At 38.5% G+C, this 24,606-nt stretch carries 22 protein-coding genes; 15 read left to right on the top strand and 7 right to left on the bottom strand.

Annotated elements, in window-relative coordinates; translation table 11 throughout:
• The first annotated feature begins 416 nt into the window (after positions 1–416).
• From MTCD1_RS00645 to yacG, 14 genes are all read left to right on the top strand, one after another.
• The gene (locus tag MTCD1_RS00645) at positions 417–866 is read left to right on the top strand and encodes a pilin (protein ID WP_438819269.1); all 450 of its coding nucleotides are present in this window, start codon (positions 417–419) and stop codon (positions 864–866) included.
• Positions 867–985: 119 nt separating this feature from the next.
• Positions 986–3,001, top strand: coding sequence for a hypothetical protein (locus MTCD1_RS00640; RefSeq protein ID WP_057182469.1), 2,016 nt, complete (start codon positions 986–988; stop codon positions 2,999–3,001).
• A complete protein-coding gene (locus MTCD1_RS00635; protein ID WP_197410297.1) occupies positions 2,988–3,869 on the top strand; it encodes a glycosyltransferase family 2 protein in 882 nt (293 codons plus the stop codon). Before MTCD1_RS00640 ends, MTCD1_RS00635 begins: the two co-directional genes overlap by 14 nt.
• Positions 3,862–5,073 (top strand): glycosyltransferase, encoded by a 1,212-nt coding sequence (locus MTCD1_RS00630; RefSeq protein WP_057182471.1) that lies wholly within the window; start codon positions 3,862–3,864, stop codon positions 5,071–5,073. Before MTCD1_RS00635 ends, MTCD1_RS00630 begins: the two co-directional genes overlap by 8 nt.
• A gap of 34 nt (positions 5,074–5,107) precedes the next feature.
• A complete protein-coding gene (locus MTCD1_RS00625) occupies positions 5,108–6,085 on the top strand; it encodes a glycosyltransferase family 4 protein (protein ID WP_159459889.1) in 978 nt (325 codons plus the stop codon).
• Positions 6,086–6,119: 34 nt separating this feature from the next.
• The gene (locus MTCD1_RS00620; RefSeq protein WP_159459888.1) at positions 6,120–6,998 is read left to right on the top strand and encodes a glycosyltransferase; all 879 of its coding nucleotides are present in this window, start codon (positions 6,120–6,122) and stop codon (positions 6,996–6,998) included.
• 388 nt (positions 6,999–7,386) lie between these two features.
• Positions 7,387–7,842, top strand: coding sequence for a glycosyltransferase family A protein (locus MTCD1_RS00615; protein ID WP_143760077.1), 456 nt, complete (start codon positions 7,387–7,389; stop codon positions 7,840–7,842).
• 76 nt (positions 7,843–7,918) lie between these two features.
• Positions 7,919–8,893, top strand: a complete 975-nt coding sequence (locus tag MTCD1_RS00610) for a transposase (protein WP_057182475.1) — start codon at positions 7,919–7,921, stop codon at positions 8,891–8,893.
• A gap of 375 nt (positions 8,894–9,268) precedes the next feature.
• On the top strand, positions 9,269–10,969 hold the full coding sequence (gene pilB / locus MTCD1_RS00605; RefSeq protein ID WP_057182476.1) for a type IV-A pilus assembly ATPase PilB: 1,701 nt from the start codon (positions 9,269–9,271) through the stop codon (positions 10,967–10,969).
• Between the two features lie 115 nt (positions 10,970–11,084).
• A complete protein-coding gene (locus MTCD1_RS00600; RefSeq protein ID WP_057182477.1) occupies positions 11,085–12,341 on the top strand; it encodes a type II secretion system F family protein in 1,257 nt (418 codons plus the stop codon).
• Positions 12,342–12,504: 163 nt separating this feature from the next.
• A complete protein-coding gene (locus tag MTCD1_RS00595) occupies positions 12,505–13,365 on the top strand; it encodes a prepilin peptidase (RefSeq protein ID WP_057182704.1) in 861 nt (286 codons plus the stop codon).
• An 18-nt stretch (positions 13,366–13,383) separates the two neighbouring features.
• A complete protein-coding gene (coaE, locus tag MTCD1_RS00590; protein ID WP_057182478.1) occupies positions 13,384–13,992 on the top strand; it encodes a dephospho-CoA kinase in 609 nt (202 codons plus the stop codon).
• A 64-nt stretch (positions 13,993–14,056) separates the two neighbouring features.
• Entirely contained in the window at positions 14,057–14,809 is a 753-nt protein-coding gene (gene zapD, locus MTCD1_RS00585) for a cell division protein ZapD (RefSeq protein WP_057182479.1), read from the top strand.
• Positions 14,810–14,921: 112 nt separating this feature from the next.
• Complete coding sequence (yacG, locus tag MTCD1_RS00580) at positions 14,922–15,158, top strand: DNA gyrase inhibitor YacG (RefSeq protein WP_057182480.1); 237 nt, start codon at positions 14,922–14,924, stop codon at positions 15,156–15,158.
• 10 nt (positions 15,159–15,168) lie between these two features.
• Here the strand turns inward: yacG and mutT are convergent, their stop codons facing one another.
• The 3 genes from mutT to MTCD1_RS00565 all read right to left on the bottom strand — a co-directional run bounded on the left by mutT (position 15,169) and on the right by MTCD1_RS00565 (position 19,329).
• On the bottom strand, positions 15,169–15,597 hold the full coding sequence (gene mutT / locus MTCD1_RS00575) for an 8-oxo-dGTP diphosphatase MutT (RefSeq protein ID WP_057182481.1): 429 nt from the start codon (positions 15,595–15,597) through the stop codon (positions 15,169–15,171).
• Positions 15,598–15,681: 84 nt separating this feature from the next.
• The gene (gene secA, locus MTCD1_RS00570; protein ID WP_057182482.1) at positions 15,682–18,363 is read right to left on the bottom strand and encodes a preprotein translocase subunit SecA; all 2,682 of its coding nucleotides are present in this window, start codon (positions 18,361–18,363) and stop codon (positions 15,682–15,684) included.
• Positions 18,364–18,477: 114 nt separating this feature from the next.
• The gene (locus MTCD1_RS00565; RefSeq protein ID WP_231733081.1) at positions 18,478–19,329 is read right to left on the bottom strand and encodes a M23 family metallopeptidase; all 852 of its coding nucleotides are present in this window, start codon (positions 19,327–19,329) and stop codon (positions 18,478–18,480) included.
• Between the two features lie 103 nt (positions 19,330–19,432).
• Between MTCD1_RS00565 and MTCD1_RS00560 the strand changes: the two genes are divergently transcribed.
• Positions 19,433–19,939: a DUF721 domain-containing protein gene (locus tag MTCD1_RS00560; RefSeq protein ID WP_057182484.1), complete on the top strand. Its 507-nt coding sequence runs from the start codon at positions 19,433–19,435 to the stop codon at positions 19,937–19,939.
• Between the two features lie 70 nt (positions 19,940–20,009).
• Here MTCD1_RS00560 and lpxC read toward each other — a convergent pair whose 3' ends face one another.
• The 4 genes from lpxC to MTCD1_RS00540 all read right to left on the bottom strand — a co-directional run bounded on the left by lpxC (position 20,010) and on the right by MTCD1_RS00540 (position 24,604).
• Positions 20,010–20,927 (bottom strand): UDP-3-O-acyl-N-acetylglucosamine deacetylase, encoded by a 918-nt coding sequence (gene lpxC, locus MTCD1_RS00555; protein WP_057182486.1) that lies wholly within the window; start codon positions 20,925–20,927, stop codon positions 20,010–20,012.
• Positions 20,928–21,205: 278 nt separating this feature from the next.
• Positions 21,206–22,366, bottom strand: a complete 1,161-nt coding sequence (ftsZ, locus tag MTCD1_RS00550; protein WP_057182489.1) for a cell division protein FtsZ — start codon at positions 22,364–22,366, stop codon at positions 21,206–21,208.
• A gap of 133 nt (positions 22,367–22,499) precedes the next feature.
• The gene (gene ftsA / locus MTCD1_RS00545) at positions 22,500–23,735 is read right to left on the bottom strand and encodes a cell division protein FtsA (RefSeq protein WP_057182491.1); all 1,236 of its coding nucleotides are present in this window, start codon (positions 23,733–23,735) and stop codon (positions 22,500–22,502) included.
• A gap of 5 nt (positions 23,736–23,740) precedes the next feature.
• Entirely contained in the window at positions 23,741–24,604 is an 864-nt protein-coding gene (locus tag MTCD1_RS00540; protein WP_057182493.1) for a cell division protein FtsQ/DivIB, read from the bottom strand.
• Positions 24,605–24,606 lie beyond the last annotated feature (2 nt).

Below are 24,606 nucleotides of genomic sequence, written 5' to 3'. Positions count from 1 at the left end.
ATAAGTTAGCTCTTGCCTTGTAATGGTCTGTAATGGTCTGAATATTTTTATTATTATATATTTTAAGGTGTCATCGGTCATTTAGCTCATTATTTGTCATAGCAGAGGGTAGTACCTTGATATTTATTACTGCTATTACCTATATAAGGTTGACCATCATTTTAAGACAAACAGATTTTAAATTGATTACCACTTTGATCAGTTGACTTGAAGCAGATTTCCCCTTGGCATAATTTTCGTTAATAGGTTACTAGCCCTGAGTAAAAGTTAACCTTTAGTTAATAATGGGTTACAAAATAATCGATTAATGGTTAACCAGTAATAAAAATAAAAAAAGTCGCTACAAAGTTTTACATTTAAGAAATTTTGTCGCAGTATGAAGTTAGCCCCCGTAAAAAATAGATGGAAATATAATTATGAAAAACTTACAACAAATGAAAACTCTTGCTACTAAAAACGCACAAAAAGGTTTTACCCTGATTGAATTAATGATCGTTGTGGCGATCATCGGTATTTTAGCAGCAGTAGCCTTGCCTGCTTATCAAGATTACATTGCAAAAGCTGCATTTTCTGAAACCATAGCGGCAACCTCAGGCGTAAAAACTGCGGTTAATGTGTACGCACAAATTGAAGGAAAAGTAGAAGATGCTAAACTTGATGCAACGGTAGCAAAATTACTTGCCGGTGCCGATAAAGGCGCTACGGTTGCATCAGTTATCATGGACGATGATGGTAAAATAACAGCTACCTCAGAGGATGTAAAAGGTATGGGAAGCATTACTTATATTATCACGCCAGAAATGAGTGTTGGCGCAGTAATCTGGGTACAAAGCGGTACTTGTCAAGGCAAAGGTTGGTGTAAGTAATTTTTTGGCTGCAGGTTGGAGTCAACTGAAACGCTGTAGCAAGATAATAGAGGGTTAAATGCCTTCGGTCTATTTAAAAGCTCCTTCGGGAGCTTTTTTTTATAATAAAAAACAATGCTATGATAAAACCAATGCCAATCACCTTCTCGCCGCCCAAATATAAAGGCTTAATTAAAGCAACCCTTGTTGCGTTATTATTATTGACTATCACGCTATTATATTACCCAGGCATCAATGGCGCTTTTTATTACGATGATGTCCGTCCATTAAGCCCACTGGCGACTATAACTAACCTCGAATCAGCCCTAGTTTATATCTCTAGCGAAAGCTCTGGGCCGCTAGGTCGCCCTATAGCGATGCTAAGTTTTTTGGTCAATAGTAATGATTGGCCAAGTGCCACCTCTACAGGCAATATCAGTGCTTTTTTTAGCTTTAATGTCTTTTTACATCTTGCCAATGGTTTATTAGTATTCTTATTAACCTATTTTATCGCAAAACTCTACCAAGGCGAAAAAAAAGCCAATTATTGGTTAGCAATAACAGTCAGCGCATTTTGGCTGGTATTGCCCATCCAGGTTTCAACATCGCTTATCGCGATTCAGCGTATGGCAGGTTTATCAGCTTTTTTTGTTTTCTCGGGTTTACTGCTTTATAGCTATGGTTTGTATAAACAGTCTGTTGAAAGCTCCAACAATATTCATAATAACCATGGCCTGCCATTACAATTTATAGGCTTAATTGCTTTTACCCTGCTAGCGATGTTTTCCAAAGAAAATGGTGCTTTATTGCCTATATTTGTTTTGGTGCTTGAAATAACACTATTAGCTAACGTACCAACAATACAGTATCGTCGAAAATTGCGTATCTCAGCTTGTACAGCTGGCTTAATGACATTGTTATTATATTTGGCCTACCTAACCTTTAATACACGTAATGAATTACCTCATAGAGATTTCACCTTAATTGAACGCCTACTTACCCAACCACAAATACTAGTAGAATACCTTCACTTGGCTTTTATACCCGATATAACAGCATTTAGCCCTTTTCATGACAATTATCAACAGGTGAGCAATTTATTGTCATCAAAAAAAGCGATACTTTCTATATTATTGCTTTTAGGCTTGCTGAGTAGTGCGCTATATTATCGGCTAAAGCAGCCATTATTTGCTTTTGCCGTGTTATGGTTTTTCGCTGCTCACTTATTAGAATCTACCGTAATCAGTCTTGAGCTCTACTTTGAGCATAGAAACTATGTGGCTTTATTTGGCCCTTGTCTGGCGCTAATTTTCACCTTTACTAAAGTAAAAAAACGTTACCAAAACTTAGCGGTTATTTCTTTCAGTCTATATTGGTTGTTATTGTGCGCTTGTTTATTATTAACCACGCAATTATGGGGGCAACCGCATCTTGCAGCACAAATATGGCAAGCTAAACAAGTCGGCTCCGCAAGGGCAACTGCTTATTTAAGTAATATATATTTACAAGCAGGAAAAATAGAGTCCGCTCAACAGTTATTAGCAAAACATATTAGCGAATGTGATAGTTGTACTAGTAGCCAAGCTATATCCTTATTTTTCTCTTGTTACTCGGGAGAAAAACAAGCTACAGAGGAAGCTTACCACGCATTATTGTATTTATCACAAACGACTAAAAATGCCAGAGGGGTTGCGGCCAGCTTAACTCAAGTACACAAATTAATTACCAATGATAGTTGCCAATACCTTAGCTTGACTGAATTAAAGACGCTAAATACCGCCTTTTTACAATTACCAAAATCATCTTTTAATAAAAAATTACCTTTTTTACAAAACTTATATGCCTTTGCTTTAAATGAACAAAATCGTAACGAAGCCATTCGTCTACTTTACTTAGCTTGGCATGAGCAAGCCGACGATATAATAGCCAATGAATTAGTGTCTATGTTAATTGCAAGCCAACAAACAATAGCGGCACAATATTTTATTAAAGAGCAAGTTTGCCAAAGAACTTCCTTAAACCCGATAATAGCTAAAGTTAAGAAAGAACACTGTGAATATCTTTCTCAAAGTGTAAAATCAACAATAGAGAAAAACAACAGAATCGGCGCTGAAAAGCCAGCAACTAATTTTATAGAAATTAATGATGATAACTAAAATTTCCGTAGTAATCCCCGCAAAAAATGAACAAGAATCAATAGCATCAGTAATTGCTAACTTAAAGAAGTTATCTTTTTCTGAGGATATTTGTCTAGCTGAAATTATTATTATTAATGATGGCTCTAGTGACAATACTGCACAAGTTGCTACTAATGCTGGAGCCATAGTAATAAATCACCCCTATAGCAAAGGCAACGGTGCCGCGATAAAAACAGGTGCACGCCAAGCCGAAGGCGACATTATTGTATTTATGGATGCTGATGGTCAACACGACCCTAAGGATATCCCTCGATTACTCGATAAACTAGCACAAGGCTATGATATGGTCGTGGGTGCAAGACAAAAAGGATCGCAAGCCAGTTTAGGTCGAAGTATTGCCAATAAATTTTATAATAAGTTCGCTAGCTACATGACAGGTCATAAAATTGAAGATTTAACCTCGGGTTTTAGAGCCGTAAACGCAGATAAATTCCGTCAATTTTTATCTTTATTACCCAATGGTTTTTCCTATCCCACTACATCTACCATGGCTTTTTTTCGGACCGGTTATTCGGTTGCTTATGAACCAATCCATGCAGCACAACGGTTAGATGAAAGTAATAGTCATATTCACTTGGTTAAAGATGGCATACGATTTTTATTAATTATCTTTAAAGTGGGCACACTTTACTCACCATTAAAGCTATTTTTACCTATTGCCGCATCGGTGTTTTTAACTGGCCTAAGTTATTATGGTTATACTTATTTTACCGCTGGTCGCTTTACCAATATGAGTGCGCTGATGTTTACTACCTCGCTGATTATTTTTATGGTTGGCTTGGTCTCAGAACAAATCACTACATTGATGTATAAAGACAGTGAGTAACTTAAGCAATAAAAAAAACTTACTGGTTTTAGCTTCTACTTACCCTAGATGGCTAGGTGATCACGAACCTGGTTTTGTACATGAATTAGCTAAACGCTTAACTGACACATTTAATGTTATTATTATTTGTCCCCATGCAGACGGCGCGGAAGAACATGAAACTCTAGAGGGTGTATCTGTGTTTCGTTACCATTATGCTCCCAAAGGTTTTGAGAGTTTAGTTAATGATGGTGGCATTGTTAGCAATTTAAAAAAGTCTCCCTGGAAGTTATTACTGCTACCATTATTTTTTGTTGCTCAACTCCTATTAATACGAAAAGTGATTAAACAAAAGTCTATCGATGTTGTACATGCTCATTGGTTAATTCCCCAAGGCTTAGCCTTAGCATTATTAAGTAAAGTAATAAAGCTCCCCCCTTTTTTAGTAACTTCACATGGCGCTGATTTATTCGCTTTAAAAGGCAGATTATTTAAACAATTAAAATCATTTGTTGCTCGACGAGCCACTCACTTAAGTGTAGTTTCCTCAGTAATGAAAACAGAATTAATGAAGTTGGGTGTTAAAAAAGACAAGATAAGTGTTATGCCCATGGGCGTAAACATGCAGAGTTTCAGTATTAATACAGATATTCTTCGATCAAAAAATGAGATTCTATTTGTTGGTCGCTTAGTAGAAAAGAAAGGTTTGTGTTATCTAATCAGTGCCATGCCTGAAATAATAAAGCAACAGCCAAGTGCATATTTAACCATTATTGGCTTTGGCCCTGAAGAAAAGGATCTAAAAGAGCAGGTAAAAACATTAAACCTAGAAAATAAAATCATTTTCAAAGGTGCCATAACACAAAGAAAATTAGCCCAATATTATCAATGCGCGGCTCTATTTGTCGCACCATTTATTGAGGCTAAATCTGGCGATAAAGAGGGCTTAGGATTAGTGTTAGTGGAAGCGCTTGCCTGTGGTTGTCCGGTGGTTGTTTCTGACATTCCCGCTTGTAGCGATGTAATAGCTGGTATGTGCAATGTAATGGTATTTCCTAGTACCAATACACCTTTATTAGCTAAAGTTGTTAGCGAAAGTCTTACTGAAGATAAAATACTATCAGAAGAAAATTTAATAAAATTAAGAGATAAATTCAGTTGGCAAGAAGTTACTCGTCATTACAGCAATAAACTCGAATCAATAATTAATCATGATCCAAATTAACAAGCAAACACCACTGGGCATATGGTTTCCCTGCGTGAAAGCAGGAACTGGCTCAGATATGTTCACAATACGCCTTGCTGAAGCACTAGAAAAGCATGGGGTACGCACAAAGATAACTTGGTTACCTCATCATGCTGAATACCTCCCTTGGCTAGTTAAAAAACCAAAGCCGCCATCTTGGGCAACACATGTTCACATTAATTCATGGCTCCATAAAAGGTTTATCCCGTCAGAGTTACCTATTATTGTTACTTCGCACCTGTGTGTACACGATCCCAAGCTAACAAGTTACAAGAGTTTAGCTCAACGGATTTATCATTTTATCTGGGTGAAATACTGTGAACAATACGCTTTTAAAGCTGCGACTAAGATCACTGCGGTAAGTAGTTATACCGCCAAACAAAATGAAAGTATTTTTGATATAAAAGCAATCAGTGCTATTCATAATTGGATTGATAGTTCAGTGTTTACGGCTGCAATCAATAAACCTACAAACAAAAAATTTAAATTACTCTATGTTGGTAATTTAAGCTTCAGAAAAGGCTCTGATTTATTACCAAAAATAATGAAAAAATTAGGTGGTAATTATGAACTGTATTACACCGGAAACTCTGATAAATTTTATGGTAAAAAAAACATACCAGATAACATGCATTCATTAGGCATAATCAATCATCAAGATGAATTAATAAAATCATATCAAAACAGTGACGCGTTATTATTTCCAACCCGATTAGAAGGACTAAGCTTAGCCGCGATAGAAGCACAAGCGTGTGGTCTCCCTATAATTACGACTAATGGCTCTTCTATGCCAGAAATTGTTGAAGAAGGGCTAACAGGCTATCTATGTGAGCAAGATAATGTTGATGAGTTTGTAGCTTCTATAAAAAAACTTCAAAAAGAGCCTGAGGTGAGTTTTAACATGAGATTAAATGCAAGCATAAACGCAAAAGAGCGTTTCTCTGAATCCACTCAGATAAAAGCATATATTGAGTTATATAATCAAATTTAAATTAATGTAACTCGCATTATGATAAATGAACCCTATGAACGATAAAAATAAAGTTAGTGTTTATATACCAACACATAATCGTCAAAATTTAGTCAAAAATGCGGTTATGTCGGTATTAAATCAAAGCTATAAAAACATTGAAATTATTATAGTGAACGATGGGTCTTCAGATAATACCCAAGCAGTGCTGGAGCAGCTTGCAACAAGCTACTCTAATATAAAAATATTAAGAAACGATACACCTAAAGGAGCGCCATATTCCCGTAACCTAGCAATTAAAAGCTGTTCTGGCTACTTTGTTACTGGTTTAGACGATGATGATTTATTCTATCCTGATAGAATCTTAGACTTTATTCGTGAATTTACTGATGAATTCAGTTTTTTATCAAGTTCATATACTGAATTTAATGGCAAAGATAAAACAGTAAATTTTAATCGAGCTACCTGTATTAGTTTTGACGACATTAAAGTTAGAAATTATATTGGCAATCAAATTTTCACCTTAAAATCTAGAATGATAGCACTAAATGGCTATGATCTTTCATTCCATGCATGGCAAGACTATGAACTTTGGTTTAGGTTAATTAAACAATATGGTCCGGCTAAAATTATCAACAATGCCTCCTATGAAGTTAATACCGCAAATGATAGGGAAAGAATTACATCATCAAGTAATGCCTATTTAGGCTATAAACAGTTCGTTAATAAACACAAAGATGCGCTATCAACGAAAGAAAAAACTTATCAACGAATTAATGATTTATATAACAGAAAGGTTAAAGTATCTATTTTAGAGACTTTAAAATTTTGCATTAATAAGACTGCGGCATCAAGAATAATAAAGCTATATTTATTAAGCCATTTCCCAAAAACGATGTCACGTATAATTCAGTTAATAACAAATTATAAATAAACTAACAGACTTCATGTTACCCCTGTGTCAGGATAGTTGTCGCCTCAATTAATTGAATAAATAAACAGGGCGCGGTAAGTTAAATCCAGTGGTTTATTAAAGGTGCTGGAAATAAACTTGTCTCGCAGGTAACACAGTAAATCAACTAGAAGGGCAAAGATAACGCCTGAGAAAGAGTCTGATAAAAAGCGGATTAAAGAACTCGAACAATAGCCTGATAGAAAAGAAAAAGCCTTAGCTGACAGCCCTGAGTTTAAAAGTTCGTTTGGTGATTATAATCGCGCAACAGTTGAAAATCAGTTTTCATTAGAACTAATGACACAAAAATATATCAATCAGTATGAATCATTAATCGAGAGTTCTAAATAAGAGGAGTGTGGAAAATAGTATGCCATACCAAATTTCTATCATTATCCCTGTTTACAATGATTACCAACGGCTAGATTTATGCCTTAAATCACTTATTAACCAGCAAGGTAATATATCGGCTGAAATTATCATTGTAGATAATGGCTCGACTAAGATTGATAGCCTAATCGTAGAAGAATATCAGCAATATGACTTTATTAACTTCATTGAAGAATTAAAGCCTGGTTCATATGCAGCAAGAAACACCGGGTTAAACATAGCGCAAGGGAATATCATCGCCTTTACTGACAGTGATTGCATTCCCGCTAAAGATTGGCTAATTCAAGCTTATACCGCATTACAAAACACTAACGTGGATCTGATCGCAGGAAACATTAAGATGTTTTACGAAACTAATTTATCACCTACCTGGCTAGAAATCTTTGAATTAGTGTTAGCTTTCCCTCAAAAAGAAAATGCCCTAAAATTAGCATGACACCCACTCAAATTGATATAACAAAAAACGTCAGCTATGCTCAAATAATCACTTAAAAATTTAATTGAGACTTTGTATGGCAACACCGCGAAAAAGACAAATTAGCTTAGCTGATACTCAGTATTATCACTGTGTTTCTCGTTGTGTCCGCCGCGCGTACCTTTGTGGCGAGGACAGGTTATCAGGCGTTAGCTATGAGCACCGTAGAGGGTGGGTTGAAGATAAATTGCTATCACTAACACAAATTTTTGCTATTGACGTTTGTGCCTATGCGGTCATGAGTAATCATACTCATATTGTGGTATTTGTTGATGTTATGCAGGCAAAATCATGGACAATGGTTGAGGTACTTCAACGTTGGCATCAACTATTTAAAGGGACTTTATTAACTCAGCAATATCTACGGGGAGATAAACTTATCGCCCCCTTGCAGCAAATAGTGACAGAAACGGCGGCAGTATACCGAGCACGTTTAATGGATATCAGCTGGTTTATGCGCATACTCAATGAGACTATAGCCAGACGAGCCAATATTGAAGATAACTGCACTGGTCGCTTTTGGGAGGGACGCTTTAAATCGCAAGCGTTACTTGATGAAGCTGCACTTGCTGCCTGTATGGTGTACGTTGATTTAAATCCTGTGCGAGCGAATATTGCCAATACTCCAGAAACATCTGCTCACACCAGTATTAAGCAGCGTATAAAGGCCGCCATTAACGGCAAGCAACCGGAGAGACTTGCTGTATTTGTTGGTAATCCCAAAAAACATATGCCAACAGGTTTACCTTTTGAGTTAAGTGATTACATGCAACTGGTAGATCTAACAGGCCGTTGTATTCGCGCAGATAAGGCCGGCTATATTATTGATAATTTACCCAACATACTAAGCCGTTTAAACATTTCTCCCAGTAACTGGCTCACCTTAACCACTCGCTTTAGTAAGTGTTTTCATGGCGCAGTGGGTAGTGAGCATGCATTAACTGAATATTGCCAGCACTTGAAGCTAAAACGATGTTCAACCTTATCGGTCTGTAAAAAGCTTTTAGCTTAAATCCCTAGATAAAAGTTACTGAGATGATATTGAACAAAAATGAAGAGGTAGCCACTCAAGTCAATTAACGTGGTCAAAGTAAGTTGCTTATTCATTTCTTCGTCAGCTGAACTGACAGTAAGGCCTGACTAAATCAATGTTATGTATACCTCGTCCATGCATAGCCTGAGCTAAATTGATCGCTATAATTTTTAAATGAAAGGCTTCAGCATGACTTTCACTTTTCCCTTGCGGGTCTTCCTTAGACAGGCATTTTAACTAAATGTTTAAAATGGCTGTCTATCAGTAAATCTCTTTATGCTTTTATATAATTATAAGTTACACTAAAATACTAACTACTAATTCTGTATTTCCAAGAGGTTATCTGCAAACGTTATGAAAGGAAGTCATCAACAAGCCAGTGTTTTATCGGCACTATCCAAGCAGAACCTTATTCCTCTAGAGTCAATTGAAGACATTACCGCTGATTTTGTCGGTAAAAGTAAGCCATTTATTCGTTTTTTAATAGAAAATAAAAACCTTGATGGTAAAAGTATCGCCAAAGTACTGTCTAAAAGCTTTGGCTATCCACAAATTCAACTGTCAAATTTTGATACCACTTTAGTACCTGACGGTGTGCGCAATGAAAAATTAATTACCAAGCACAACGCCCTACCACTATATCTGCGGGGTAAAGTGCTCTTTGTTGCTATGTCAGATCCCACGAATCTAGATGCGTTAGAAGAAATTCAGTTTAATACTGGCTACAACACTGAGTTAGTTTTATGTGAAGATACTAGCTTACAAGCCTGTATTGAAAAAGTATTAGAAGATGAAAGTGATGCCCTAGATATCAGTGATATTGATTCCGAAGAGTTAGCGGGTATAGATGTAGCAGAAGCCAAGAAAGAAGAAGACAAAACAAATAGTGAAGATGACGCACCTATTGTGGTTTTTATTAACAAGATTTTACTCGATGCCATTAAAAAAGGCGCTTCTGATTTACATTTTGAACCCTATGAAAAAACATTCCGCATTCGCTTTCGTATTGATGGCATATTATCTGAGATAGCTAAACCTCCTGTAGCTCTAGCGTCAAGAATGGCTGCGCGCCTAAAAGTCATGTCTAAATTAGATATCGCTGAGCGACGGGTGCCGCAAGATGGCCGGATAAAATTAGCATTATCAAAGAAAAAATCTATCGATTTTCGTGTCAGCACCTTACCCACTATGTGGGGTGAAAAAATTGTAATGCGTATCCTAGACTCATCAAGTGCCATGCTGGGTATCGATATGCTTGGTTATGATCCTGAACAGAAAAAAATATACATGGACGCATTAGAGCAGCCACAAGGCATGATATTAGTTACCGGGCCAACAGGCTCAGGTAAGACGGTATCCTTGTATACCGGGTTAAATATTCTCAATACTGAAGAACGTAATATCTCTACTGCTGAAGATCCGGTCGAAATTAACCTTGAAGGTATTAACCAGGTACAAATTAATAATCGTGCCGGTCTAACCTTCCCCATCGCCCTGCGCTCTTTTTTACGACAAGATCCAGATGTTATTATGGTGGGTGAAATACGAGACCTTGAAACCGCTGAGATTTCCATCAAAGCCGCACAAACTGGTCATTTAGTGTTATCGACTCTTCATACTAACTCAGCGGCAGAAACGCTAACCCGTTTATTAAATATGGGTGTGCCTGCTTATAATGTTGCCAGCTCTGTTTCAATAATAATAGCCCAGCGATTAGCACGGAGATTATGCCCTCAGTGTAAGGAAGAGGAGCCTCTTTCGGAGATGCTATTAGCCGAAGAAGGATTTCCTGCTGATAAACTTAGCGAGATAAAATTATTTAAAGCGGTAGGTTGCAGCCACTGTACTGGCGGTTATAAAGGCCGCGTAGGAATTTATGAAGTGATAAAGATTAGTCCAATCATAGCGACTATTATTATGGAGGGCGGCAACTCTCTCGATATCGCTAAGCAATGTCAAAAAGAAGGCTACAACAACCTACGTCAATCAGGGTTAATTAAAGCCATGAATGGTATGACCAGCTTAGAAGAAATTAACCGCGTGACTAGCTCTTAAAGTAAATTTCGGTTAACTTAATTAGACTTAACAAGATAACTTACTAAATAAATATCACTTTACTACCCTCATAAAAAGAATAACAAGTAGAGTAACTCATGGATCAAGGTTAACTATGGCTATTACATCAAATAAAAAATCGACTAGAACTCAAAAAAAAGTAAAAAAACAAGAAGTTTTTATTTGGCATGGCGTCAACCGTAAAGGTAAAAAAATAAAAGGTGAATTAACGGCCAATAATGTCATTGAACTAAAGGCACAGTTACGTAAACAAGGCATAACCCCAAGTCGGGTCAAGAAAAAGCCCAAGCCTTTATTCGGCATGGGGGGTGATAAAGCAATAACCCCGATGGATATTGCCCTTATTACCCGCCAAATAGCAACCATGTTAGGCGCTGGTGTGCCTCTAGTACAAACCATTCAAATGATTGGCAAGGGACACGACAATGGTAATATGCGTACCTTGCTAGCGGATATTGAGGTGAAATTATCTTCCGGCATACCATTATCGGACTGTTTACGTGCTCATCCGCTTTTTTTCGACGATCTTTATTGTGACCTTGTTGCCTCTGGTGAACAATCTGGGTCTTTAGAAACTATCTATGGTCGTATAGCAACCTATAAAGAAAAAGCCGAAGCATTAAAAAGTAAAATTAAAAAAGCCATGACTTATCCTATTGCCGTGTTAGTAATAGCGGCAATTGTAACGTCAATTTTACTTATTTTTGTTGTGCCGGTATTTCAGGAGATATTTGCGGGTTTTGGTGCTGAATTACCCGGATTTACGCTATTTGTCATAGGTATTTCCGAGTTTATGCAGGCCTATTGGTATTTTGGCTTGGCCGGTCTGTACCTGGCATTGTTCTTATTTAAACGCGCCCATAGAAATAGCCAAACACTGCGTGATAGTGTCGATAAAAACATTCTAAAACTACCGGTGATTGGTGATTTATTAAAAAAAGCCGCTGTTGCCCGCTATGCTCGTACCCTATCAACCACGTTTGCCGCCGGTGTGCCTCTGGTTGATGCGCTCGAATCCGCTGCGGGAGCTTCCGGTAATGCGGTATTTCGTGATGCGATTCTTGAGGTGCGGGCGGAAGTTACTTCCGGCATGCAAATGAACCTAGCTATGCGTAACTGTAATATATTCCCCGATATGGTTATCCAAATGGTTGCTATTGGTGAAGAGTCAGGTGCCGTTGACGACATGTTATCGAAAGTAGCCACTGTATACGAGCAGCAAGTAGATGATGCCGTCGATGGTTTAACTGCTCTATTAGAGCCAATGATCATGGCAGTACTCGGTGTCGTTATTGGTGGTTTAATCATAGCCATGTACTTACCAATATTTGAAATTGGCAAGATTATTTAAATTCAGTATCAGTATCAGTATCAGAGGAGTCGTAGCCATACGGCTCCATTGCTGCTAGCCTCTCTACTTTTTCACCGGCTTTAGCTAAAACTTCTTAAATTTATACGTAGGTAGCCCTTTGTTAGATAATATTCCCTCCTTCTTTGATCATTTATTAATATCAATGCAGCAATCTGCCACTTTGTTTTATTTCACTGTTGGATTATTTTCCCTCGCTATCGGCAGCTTTTTAAATGTGGTAATTTACCGCACGCCAAAGATGATGGAATATACTTGGTATCATGACTGCCGAGAGTTTTTAGCCGATGAAGTAAAAAATATTAAAGCTAAAAACCTTACCGCGATGACCTTATCCAAACCTAATTCTAGCTGTCCAAGTTGCGGCCATAATATCCGCTTTTATGAAAATATTCCTGTGCTAAGCTGGCTTATGCTCAAGGGAAAATGTAGTCAATGTGCCAATACAATTTCTGCACGCTATCCCCTAGTTGAAATATCAACAATGCTGTTAAGCCTTATTGTTGCTCAGCATTTTGGCGTTACCAGTGAAACCTTTTTTGCTTTGATACTTACCTGGGGCCTAATAACATTAACCATGATAGATTTTGATCATATGTTATTGCCTGATCAAATTACCCTACCACTATTATGGCTAGGTTTATTGATAAATATTAATGGTACATTTGCCCCGCTAACCGATGCAGTTATTGGCGCCGCTGTTGGTTATATGAGCTTATTTTCTGTCTTTTGGATTTTTAAGTTATTTACCGGCAAAGAGGGCATGGGCTTTGGCGACTTTAAGTTATTTGCCGTTTTTGGTGCTTGGCTAGGTTGGCAATTATTGCCACTGCTTATTTTGATGGCGTCCGTGGTCGGTGCTATTGTTGGCATTAGCTTAATATTATTCAAAAACCATCAAAGGCAGCAAGGTATTCCTTTTGGTCCTTATTTAGCCATAGCGGGTTGGCTCACTTTGTTATGGGGTGACGGTATTTGGTCGTGGTACTTACAGCTACTACACTAACTTATAAGTTTATTTAACATGTCAGAGCTCATTATTGGCCTTACCGGTGGTATTGGCAGTGGTAAATCCACTATTACTCATTATTTTCAAGAATTAGGCATTGAGATCATTGATGCAGATATCATTGCCAGAGAAGTAGTTGCCATTAACAGCCCCGCATTAACAGCTATTGCTGAACATTTTGGTGACAACTACCTACAAGTAGATGGCCAACTCAACCGCAGCTTATTGCGCAGTAGAATCTTTGCCCATGAGTCAGATAAACTTTGGTTGAATAAGCTATTGCACCCTTTAATACGAAGTGGCCTTATCAGTAAAACTGCCGCCGCAAAGAGCCCTTATTGTATTTTAGTTGCGCCCTTGTTAATTGAAAATAATTTATTACACCTTGTCAACCGTGTATTAGTAGTTGATGTCAGTGAAGCGACTCAAGTAACACGAACCATACTTAGAGATAACAATTCCGTAGCAGAAGTTAAGGCGATTTTAGCCAGTCAGACCAATCGTGCTAAAAGACTTGCCGTAGCTGATGATGTCATTAAGAACGACAACGTTAGCCTTACAGAGATCAAAAAAATAGTGTTATCGCTTGATAAAAAATATTTTGCCTTGACAACAATACTTTAAAAATCAACAATGAAATAATCCGTTTTTTATTTAAATCTCAGCTTAACTGATTACAAAACTATGTATGTCTACCGTCTTATATGAACACCCGCTCAATGAGCGCATTCGAAATTACCTAAAACTTGAGCAACTCTTTGCTCAGGCCTATTCATGTATCAATCATACACTGGCTATGGTTAACAACCATCAATCATTCTTCAATGCCTTATTTTCGATTGTTGATACTTTAGAGCGAAATGACGTCCGTGGTGATTTAATTAAAGACTTAGAAAAACTAGAGCAAAATTTAGTAATATGGTCAAAAGATCCAGAGGTAGATAGCAGCGCACTCGACAAGAATTTAGCAGAAACCGTTAAATTAGTCGCTAAACTCAGGAGCCCTAACCCAACCTGGATGCAATTAAAAGAAGATAAATTACTAACATCTTTAAAGCAGCGCTTTGCCATACAAGGTGGCAGTTTTAGTTTTGATTTACCGCAATTACATTTTTGGCTGCACCAAGATGAAAAAACAATAAAGCTAGAAGCTCAACAATGGCTTAGCTTATTAAGTGATATCTCATCTACTATTGCAATAGTGCTTAAATTTATTCGTCTGCGCGCTGAATTTGAAACTATCGACGTTGATAGTGGCTTTTATCAAGATAATGGTGAGGGACTGGTATTATTAAGGATCAAGTTAGCCCTAGATGCCAAATATTATCCGACAATTAGTGGTAACAAATTCCGTTATTCCATTCGTTTTATGCTGCCCTGCCAACACACTGGCCGTAGATACGCCAATCAAGCAACAAACTTTCAATTAGCGCGCTGTTAACCGATCATTTTTGCTAGGGCTGATAGCTTTTATAGCCATTACTCTTAATAGCATCTGCTAAGCTTTAGTGTATAATTAACATTACTTATAGTTTTTAAAATGATATAAAACCATGACCTTAAAAGTCCCCTGCCCTCAGTGCCAAAAAGAAGTTGTCTGGCAAGCAAGCAGTGAGTTTAGACCCTTCTGTAGTGAGCGATGTAAGCTGCTTGATTTAGGTGAGTGGGCAGATGAAAGCAATAAAATTAGCGAGCCTATTCAGGTTGACTCAGCCATCTCTCAAGAAATGCTTGATGCCATAGAAGACGACATTTTACTTAATAATAATTTTTTTGTAGAACCAGAGTAAGTCAAATTGACTAGTGGCTTTGCGCTAAAAGCTCGCTAATAATGGCTTTGTTCGCTGCGGGAAACTCAAGTAACTGTAATGCTGGTAGTGAAAACCAGCCCTGACCTTGTCCTTCTTGTGCACTTGGCTCACCGATAAAATTATCGACAATAAAAACATCCAAGCAAACACTTTTATCTGCTGCTCCGCCTTTACCTCGGTAGGTATGCTCAACCTTAATCAATAGTTGACAAGATAACACCTCTATAGCCACTTCCTCTTTAAGCTCTCTAGCGAGGGTTTGTGCGATAGTTTCACCATTTTCCACCTTACCACCTGGAAACTCCCACTTCCCGCCTTGATGAGCCTGTTCTAAGCGTTTAGTTAAGAAATACAGTGTTCCCTTTTCCTTACAGCTTTTGGTAATAACACCTACGGCGACATGTACAACTTTATTCATTACTTCACTTCTCTTTATGACCGGATAGAGATAATAAAAATGCCAGTCATTTGACTGGCATTACTTAATATCTAGGCTATTTAATTAAGCTAATTTACCATGACATTGCTTATATTTCTTACCTGAGCCACATGGACATGGCTCATTACGACCTACGCGAGGTACTTGCTCTGGTTGACCTGGGCTTGATGCCGCTTGATGTTGAAAGTTCATGGCTATTTCTTCTGACTTTCTATGTTGCTCTTCAACCGCTTCAACATCTGACTCAGCGCGAATTTGTACTTTAGACAAGATGCCGACAACGTCATACTTCAAGTTATCGAGCATTTCAGTAAATAACTGAAATGATTCACGTTTAAACTCTTGCTTAGGATTTTTTTGCGCGTGGGCACGTAAACCAATGCCTTGGCGAAGGTGATCCATAGCGGATAAATGTTCCTTCCAATGAGAATCTAAGCTCTGTAACATCACTGCTTTTTCAAACTGACGTAAAACATCTGCACCAACAGCCGCTTCTTTATCTTTATAACCTTGCTCAAAGGCAGTAATAATTTTTTCGCGTAATGTTTCTTCATGAAGATTGTCATCTTCTTTAAGCCATTTTGCGATGGTTAACTCTGTGGCAAACTCACCTTTCAATTGCTCTTCAAGCGCCTGAATATTCCACATTTCGTCTAATGATTGTGGTGGGATATGCTGTTCAATAACACCAATAATGACATCCTTGCGAATGGCATTAACCATGTCACCAATCTCTTCATTATCCAGTAACTCGTTACGTTGCTCATAGATGACACCACGTTGATCATTGGCAACATCATCATATTCCAGTAACTGTTTACGCATATCAAAGTTACGACCTTCAACTTTACGCTGAGCATTTTCAATACTACGGGTCACCCAAGGGTGTTCAATTGCTTCACCGTGCTCCATGCCTAATTTACGCATCATATTAGAAATACGTTCTGAGGCAAATATCCGCATCAATGAATCTTCCATTGATAGGTAAAAACGTGTCGAGCCTTGATCACCTTGTCGTCCTGAACGACCACGAAGTTGATTATCAATTCGTCTTGATTCATGACGTTCAGTGGCTACTATATGTAAACCACCGAGTTCAAGTACTCTGTCATGGTCAATTTGCCACTGCGCTTTAACTTTGGCAAGGTCATCTTCACTCGGGTTAGTTAATTTAGCGATTATGGCATCTAAATTACCACCTAAAACGATATCGGTACCACGACCGGCCATATTGGTAGCAATAGTAACCGCGCCCTCTTTACCTGCATCGGCGACGATTTCAGCTTCTTGCTGATGGAATTTAGCATTAAGTACCTTGTGCTTAATTTTTTCTTTCTTCAAGAAATCAGAAAGGAACTCTGAGGTCTCAATAGCAATAGTACCAACAAGTACTGGTTGGCCTCGTTTCACACAATCTTTAATATCAGCTAAAATCGCTTCAAACTTTTCATCTTTTGTTAAGTAAATCAAATCAGTCATATCATTACGAATCATCGGCTGATTAGTAGGGATAATAACGGTCTCTAGTCCATAAATATGATTGAACTCAAACGCTTCAGTATCGGCAGTACCTGTCATACCTGACAGTTTTTGGTAAATTCTGAAGTAGTTTTGAAAGGTAATAGAAGCAAGTGTCTGGTTTTCATTTTGAATATTAACACCTTCTTTTGCTTCAACCGCTTGATGAAGACCTTCAGACCAACGACGACCATCCATCGTACGGCCAGTGTGCTCATCAACAATAACTATTTCGCCATCTTTTAAGATATAATCGACATCTTTTTGAAACAGCATATGGGCACGAAGCGCCGCCATAACATGGTGTAATAAGGTGATATTAGCGGCTGAAAATAAAGTATCTCCGGCAGTTAACAGCTCTTTTTCCACCATGATCTCTTCGATATGAATTTGACCACGTTCGGTTAAATAAACTTGTTTAGCTTTTTCATCAATGGTGTAATCACCCGTACTTTCTTCACCTTCTTTATCTTCTTCTTCTTGTTGCACTAATGTGGGCACAACCGTATTGATAATTTTATACAGTGCTGAGCTATCTTCTGCCTGACCAGAAATAATAAGTGGCGTTCTGGCTTCATCAATTAGGATTGAATCGACTTCATCAATAATGGCAAAATGTAGTGGTTTTTGTGAGCGTTCTAGCGGCGAAAACACCATATTGTCACGTAAATAGTCAAAACCAAATTCGTTATTGGTACCGTAAGTGATATCTGATTGATATGCAGCTTGTTTATCCTGAGTTGTCATACCGGCGACATTACAACCGACGGTTAAACCAAGAAATTCAAATAAGGGACGACACCAATCTGCATCACGGGTAGCCAAGTAATCATTGACGGTAATGACATGCACACCTTTGTTGGTTAGCGCGTTAAGATATGATGGTAAGGTTGCCGTTAACGTTTTACCTTCACCGGTACGCATTTCAGCAATTTTTCCGTCATTAAGCACCATGCCACCAATCATTTGCACATCGAAATGGCGCATACCAAAGACTCGTTTACTGGCTTCACGAACGACAGCAAAAGCTTCTGGCAATAATTGCTCTATCGATTCACCTTGAGCACAGCGTTCTTTAAATTCAGTGGTTTTTGCTTTTAATTCTTCATCACTTAATACTTCTAAAACAGGTTCAAGCGCATTTATTTTATCGACTTCTTTGCTCATTTGTTTTAGTAATCTATCATTTCGACTACCAAATATTTTTGTTAACAAATTTCCAAACATCTTATTTAAACCATTTATTGAGAATTATCAGTGACTATACCTATTACCTTGGTACCGGGTATATCTGCCACCTTTAGTGAATTTATTATGATAACCGTTTAACGTTTTATCCGGCTACTTCCCTTTGCGATAAACAAATTCAATTGGATTAATTTGTTTATTATTTCGTAAAACCTCATAGTGAACATGCGGGCCAGTAGAGCGGCCTGAACTACCCATACGTGCAATTTTTTGCCCTTTATTAACGACATCACCGACATTTACTAGTATATCTTTGTTATGACCATAACGAGTAGCTAAGCCATCACCATGATTGATTTCAATCAATTGTCCATAGCCATATCGATTGCTTGCCCAAGTAACAACCCCCGATGCCGTGGCAATAATGGCAGTATTTTCTTTACCCGCAAAATCGACACCTTTATGCATGGTTGGTTTACCGTTAAAGGGATCTTTACGCACGCCATAATACGAGGATAACCAACCTTTAATAATTGGCCGTCCTGACAAATATGCATTATTTTGTATATGGTGACCAAAGGTTAAAGATTCAAGCATTTGTAATTGTTTTTCTTCGTAATTTATCTTACTTGTAAAACCTTCTATATCAATAAAGAGCTGTTCAAGGGTTTTATTATTTACCGGATAAGCCCCTGAAAATGGTCCGCCACTGACGGGTAGTTGGCTGAAGTTAAATTCATTGGCTGGAATATTGGCATCTTCTGCCAAGCGATCACCCAGGGCATTTAAACGTAACACCTGACTTTGTAATTCAGCAAGCTTCATGGTTAAGGCGGTAATTTGTTGTGCTGTTATCAGTGTTGGTACAGAATTAACTTGTGCTACTACAGGGTATTGCTCGCCCTTGGGTTGCCATTTATTACTGGCAATGAGGTGAACAATTAACCCTGAAATTAAGGCAAACGCGCACAATGCTGACAACCAATGCAATTTAGTAAGTCGCATTGAAAATCTGACGTTTTTTCCTCGGTATAGTAGTGTTAAACTCATAGGACTCTATTTGATTAATTTATTCAGTATGCTTAGACACTGAATTTTGGTAGTTACAATGGCTAGAAAATCTAAAAAACCTATTAATATGTCAGCGCTATTGCAAACAACGACTGGCACTTTGGCACATATTCAAACAAAAACCAACTCTTTGACCATCTTGGCGGACATTGTACGGCAAATTTGCCCTGATTTACCAGTAGATGCTTGGCATATTGCCAATTGCCGCCAAGATACCCTCATCATTGAAGTGAAGTCACCTGTGTGGGGGCAAAGGTTACAGTTTGAACGTAATAACATATGTAACGCCTTGAAGACTAGCACTGAGGGGAATTTTCACCAGATAGAGATTAAAGTGAATCCGCAAGGCTTTCGTCAGCAACGCCATGAAGTCACAGAGAAAATACGGGCAGAACTTAAGCAATCTGCGCCAGTGACAACGGAGCAAGCAAATAGCGTAGTGAATGAAAAAACGGCTAAGCAATTTTTAGCTATTGCCAAAAACGCCCCTAAAGGCTTGAAAGAAAAACTGGAAAAATTAGCACGGGTCGCGGGAAAAAGATAAGCGCCGCTGAAGAATTAAACGCAAGAAACACTGTGCTAAGTGCTCACCTTATAAGAAATTAGCAAGACAGCTAAAAGGCCGTGGCGTTAATTTCCTGATATTCTATTGGCGAAGCTTTATCATCTTCATAGGTTACCCACTCCCAAGAGTCAGTTTCTTTAAAAACCTTTCTTAGTAGCTTGTTGTTTAAACCATGGCCAGATTTAAAGGCATTTAATTCCCCTAAAATACTGGCACTGCCCATATAAAGATCGCCAATAGCATCGAGTATTTTATGTTTAACAAATTCATCATCATAACGTAATTCATTTTTATTTAGCATACGGTAATCATCTAGCACTATCGCGTTTTCTAAGCTACCGCCCAGGGCTAAATTATGAGAACGTAAGAACTCAATATCTTTCATAAAACCAAAGGTTCTAGCGCGACTAATTTCTTTTATATATGAACAACTAGAAAAATCCATACTCATGGTTTGACAGGTTTTTTTAATAACAGGATGGTCAAATTCAATAGTAAAATTGACTCTAAAACCCTCATAAGGCAATAACTCTGCCCACTTGTCACCTTCTTCAACACGAATTGGTTTTTTAATACGCAAAAAACGTTTGGGTGCATTCAAGGTCTCAATGCCAACAGACTGAATTAAATAAACAAAAGGTAAGGCACTGCCATCCATAATAGGAATTTCAGCAGAATCAACATCAATAATTAAGTTATCAATGCCTAAGCCGGCAAGTGCTGATAGTAAGTGTTCTACCGTTGAAACCTTAACTTGCTGCTCGTTAACTAAACAAGTACATAACGTTGTTTCACCGACAGCCTCTGGTGTCGCTTTGATCTCAACCACAGGGTCAAGATCAATACGACGGAAAACAATACCGGTGTTTGCTGGTGCAGGACGGAGAGTAACCTGCACTTTTTCACCTTTATGTAAACCAACACCTACGGTTGAAACACTTGTTTTTAATGTACGTTGCTTAATCATATCAGCTTCGCTTACCTTGGTTTTTATTTGCGCAAAAAATGCAATTACTTCATGGATGCTTTACCGAGCGATTAAGCTAGATAACAACTAACCACTACCAGCACTTTAGCCATAGTTAAAATGAATTAACCGCCACCACCGCCCATATTAAATTTAGCAGTGAAAGCAACTAAGCCAATTTACCGGCGCATAATATACCAAAAATAAGCGCTAAAATCAAAAGTAACTAAGACAGCAGGACTTGGTTACTTGCTAATGACTAGATACCTAGTAAATAATTAGTCCGCTTGCTTGCGCAAAAAGGCCGGTATATCTAAATAAGTATCTAAATCAGTGGCAACCACTTTTTGGGCATTACTGTCTGTCATGGTTACGGTCTCAACTGCGGCACTTGGCTGTGCTGCAGCTGGGCTATAATCAGCACCAACAACTTTAGGCTCTACCATTGGCGTAGGGTTTACTAGGGTAATATCTGGTTTATTTTCAGCGCCAATACCGGTCGCCACTACAGTCACACGAAGTTCATCGGTCATATCCATGTCAATTACTGCACCAACCACAACGGTAGCATTTTCAGAAGCAAAAGCTTTGACTGCATTACCTACGGTCTCAAACTCATCGATGCTAATGTCCATACCGGCAGTAATATTCACTAAAATACCACGAGCACCGGCTAAATCAACATCTTCAAGTAATGGACTTGAAATAGCTGCATCAGCCGCTTCTTGAGCTCTATCAGGGCCGGACGCTGTACCAGAACCCATCATGGCCGTGCCCATTTCAGACATTACCGTGCGTACATCGGCAAAATCCACGTTAATTAAACCGGGACGGGTAATTAACTCAGCAATACCTTGCACCGCGCCAAGTAAAACATCATTAGCCGCTTTAAAGGCATCTAATAAACTTGTTCCTGGACCAAGTACTTTCAGCAGTTTTTCATTGGGGATAGTAATAAGTGAGTCAACGTTTTTAGATAAAAACTCAATGCCTTGCTCGGCATAGTTCATGCGTTTTTTACCTTCAAACGGGAAGGGTTTAGTGACTACCGCAACGGTCAGAATACCCATTTCTTTCGCTATTTCAGCAACCACAGGTGCAGCACCTGTACCTGTACCGCCGCCCATACCAGCGGCGATAAAGATCATATCAGCACCTTGTAGGACTTGCTTGATAGCTTCTCTATCTTCTTCAGCGGCACAACGGCCAACTTCCGGGTTTGCGCCCGCGCCTAGGCCTTTAGTTACATTGGCACCAATCTGTAAGGTTACATCAGCAGAAGAGTTACGTAACGCTTGCGCGTCGGTATTTGCCGTAATAAACTCAACACCTTCAATCGTTTGTGAAACCATGTGTTCAACAGCATTACCACCACCGCCACCAACACCGATAACTTTAATTATCGCTTCTTCGTTATGGTCTTCCATTAATTCAAACATTATATCTCTCCGTTTTACTTACAATAACTTTAAATACCAAATAAACTGTTGCCAACTGTTACTTTTAACAACAATTCGAGATAGCTGTTATTTCCATTTAACAGCTTACAACAAAATTCTTTTAAACTAGCTTTTAGAATTCGCCTTTAAACCAGGCATGAATTCTTGACCAAAAATCACCCACACTTTCCCGTTTTTTACTTAAGCTATCTACTTCATTGGCGGCTTGCATACCATAATGCAAAAGACCAACAACCGTGGCATAGCTAGGGTCATTAACATATTCTTTTAGCCCTTGTACTGATAAAGGACAGGCAATACGAACGGGCATTTGAAAAATTTCTTCGGCAAACTCCAGTACACCTTCCATTTTTGCTGTGCCACCGGTTAAGACATAGCCAGCAGCAATTTGGTCGGCTAAACCTGATTCTCTAATTTCTTCTTGAATTAGCTCAAATAACTCTTGATACCTTGGCTCCACAACTTCGGATAAGGTATGGCGTGACATTGAACGCGCAGGACGACCACCAACACTTGGCACCTCAATACTTTCTTCCATGCTAACTAATTGCTTAAAAGCACAGGCATACTGCACTTTAATATCTTCCGCATGACTTAATGGCGTTCTAAATATTTTAGAAATATCACTGGTGACTTGATTACCTGCCACAGGTATTACTGCCGTATGTCGTAAGGTACCGCCGGTAAAAACTGAAATATCCATAGTGCCAGCGCCCATATCCACGACACACACACCTAACTCTTTCTCATCATCGGTTAACACCGCATAACTTGAAGCTAGCGCGGAAAAAATCAATTGGTCCGCGGTTAAATCGCAACGTTCCACACATTTAACTAAATTTTTCGCCATATCATTGGCACAAGTAATGATATGCACTTTGGCTTCCATGCGCACACCAGACATACCAATAGGGCTTTTAATGCCGTCTTGACAATCAATACTGTATTCTTGTGGTAGCACGTGTAACATGCGGCGCTCTGCTGAAATAGGAACTGAACGCGCAGTGTGAATAACATTGTCTACATCTTCTTGAATGACTTCATTGTCATTAATTGGCACCATGCCATTTTCATTTTGGCAACTGATATGTTTGCCCGAAATGCCTAAATAAATAGAGCTTATTTGACAGTCAGCCATCAACTCAGCTTCATTAATGGCGCGTTGGATTGCTTGAATAACAAGATTCAAGTCATTTACTCCGCCTTTATCCATACCACGAGCAGGCTGATTACCGACACCAATAATACTTAACTGGTTGTCTGGTGTGATCTCCCCGACGGCGACAGATATTTTGGAGGTGCCTATATCAAGGCCAACCACTAATTTTCTTTCTGCTGCTTTAGACATTTAACTTAAACTCTTAACTGATGGCGCTGATTGCGCTGATTATTATCATTATTTTTTAGCAATTTATTTTGGCTAATTTTATCCAGTTTTTTCCAACCAACAGCCAATCCAGTATCATACCGTAAATCGATGTAATCAACCGCCTGATTTTGCTGTTTTTCCGCAATTATTTTTGCTTTTAGTTGCGCTTTGATTAATGGGTAAACATCCATGAAACGTTGAATACGTTCAACCCGCTCTTCTCGACCTAAATTTAAGGTCACGCCATCATCCAAGGTTAACTGCCAAGAGAAGCGTTCACTCAACACTAACTCATCAATTGTTAGTGATATAAAAGCAAGTAGCTCATTGAAATCTCTGTAATTTTTAAGTGCTAACAATTCACTTCCCTCTGGGCCAAAAAAGCTAGGCAGGTAATGTTTAACCCGACCTATATCCGCCTGAAAAACCTGACCAAGTTGATTGATTAAAAAATTGCCATTCCATAAGGCCACTGGGTTTTGATCAACCACATAAATCTTTACTTCATTTGGCCACTGCTTTCTTACTGCTACCGAGTAAACCCAAGGTAAGGTAAGCACATAACGTTGCACTTCGTTGACGTCAACTTGGAAAAAATTGCCCATATTCACCGGTGCAATAGCATTAATAATATCGCTACGTTGGCTATAGGGCATTTCCCCTGATATGACGATAACGGTCACCGGCGAACTTTCTTGACCAACAAAATGCTTAACAAGCCACCAACTGATGGCTATCAAGCTAACTAACACTGCAATAAAAAACAACAAACCCAAGCCAAAAGACAGGGTATGCGCCTCGCCTTGGCGAGCGGTTTTTTCTATAATGTTCTGCCGTTTATTAGTCACAA

The organism is Colwellia marinimaniae (genome assembly GCF_002207865.1).
Taxonomy (GTDB): Bacteria; Pseudomonadota; Gammaproteobacteria; order Enterobacterales; family Alteromonadaceae; genus Colwellia; species Colwellia marinimaniae.
Note: the sequence above shows the minus strand (reverse complement) of the source record. Positions and strands in the feature narration are given on the sequence as shown.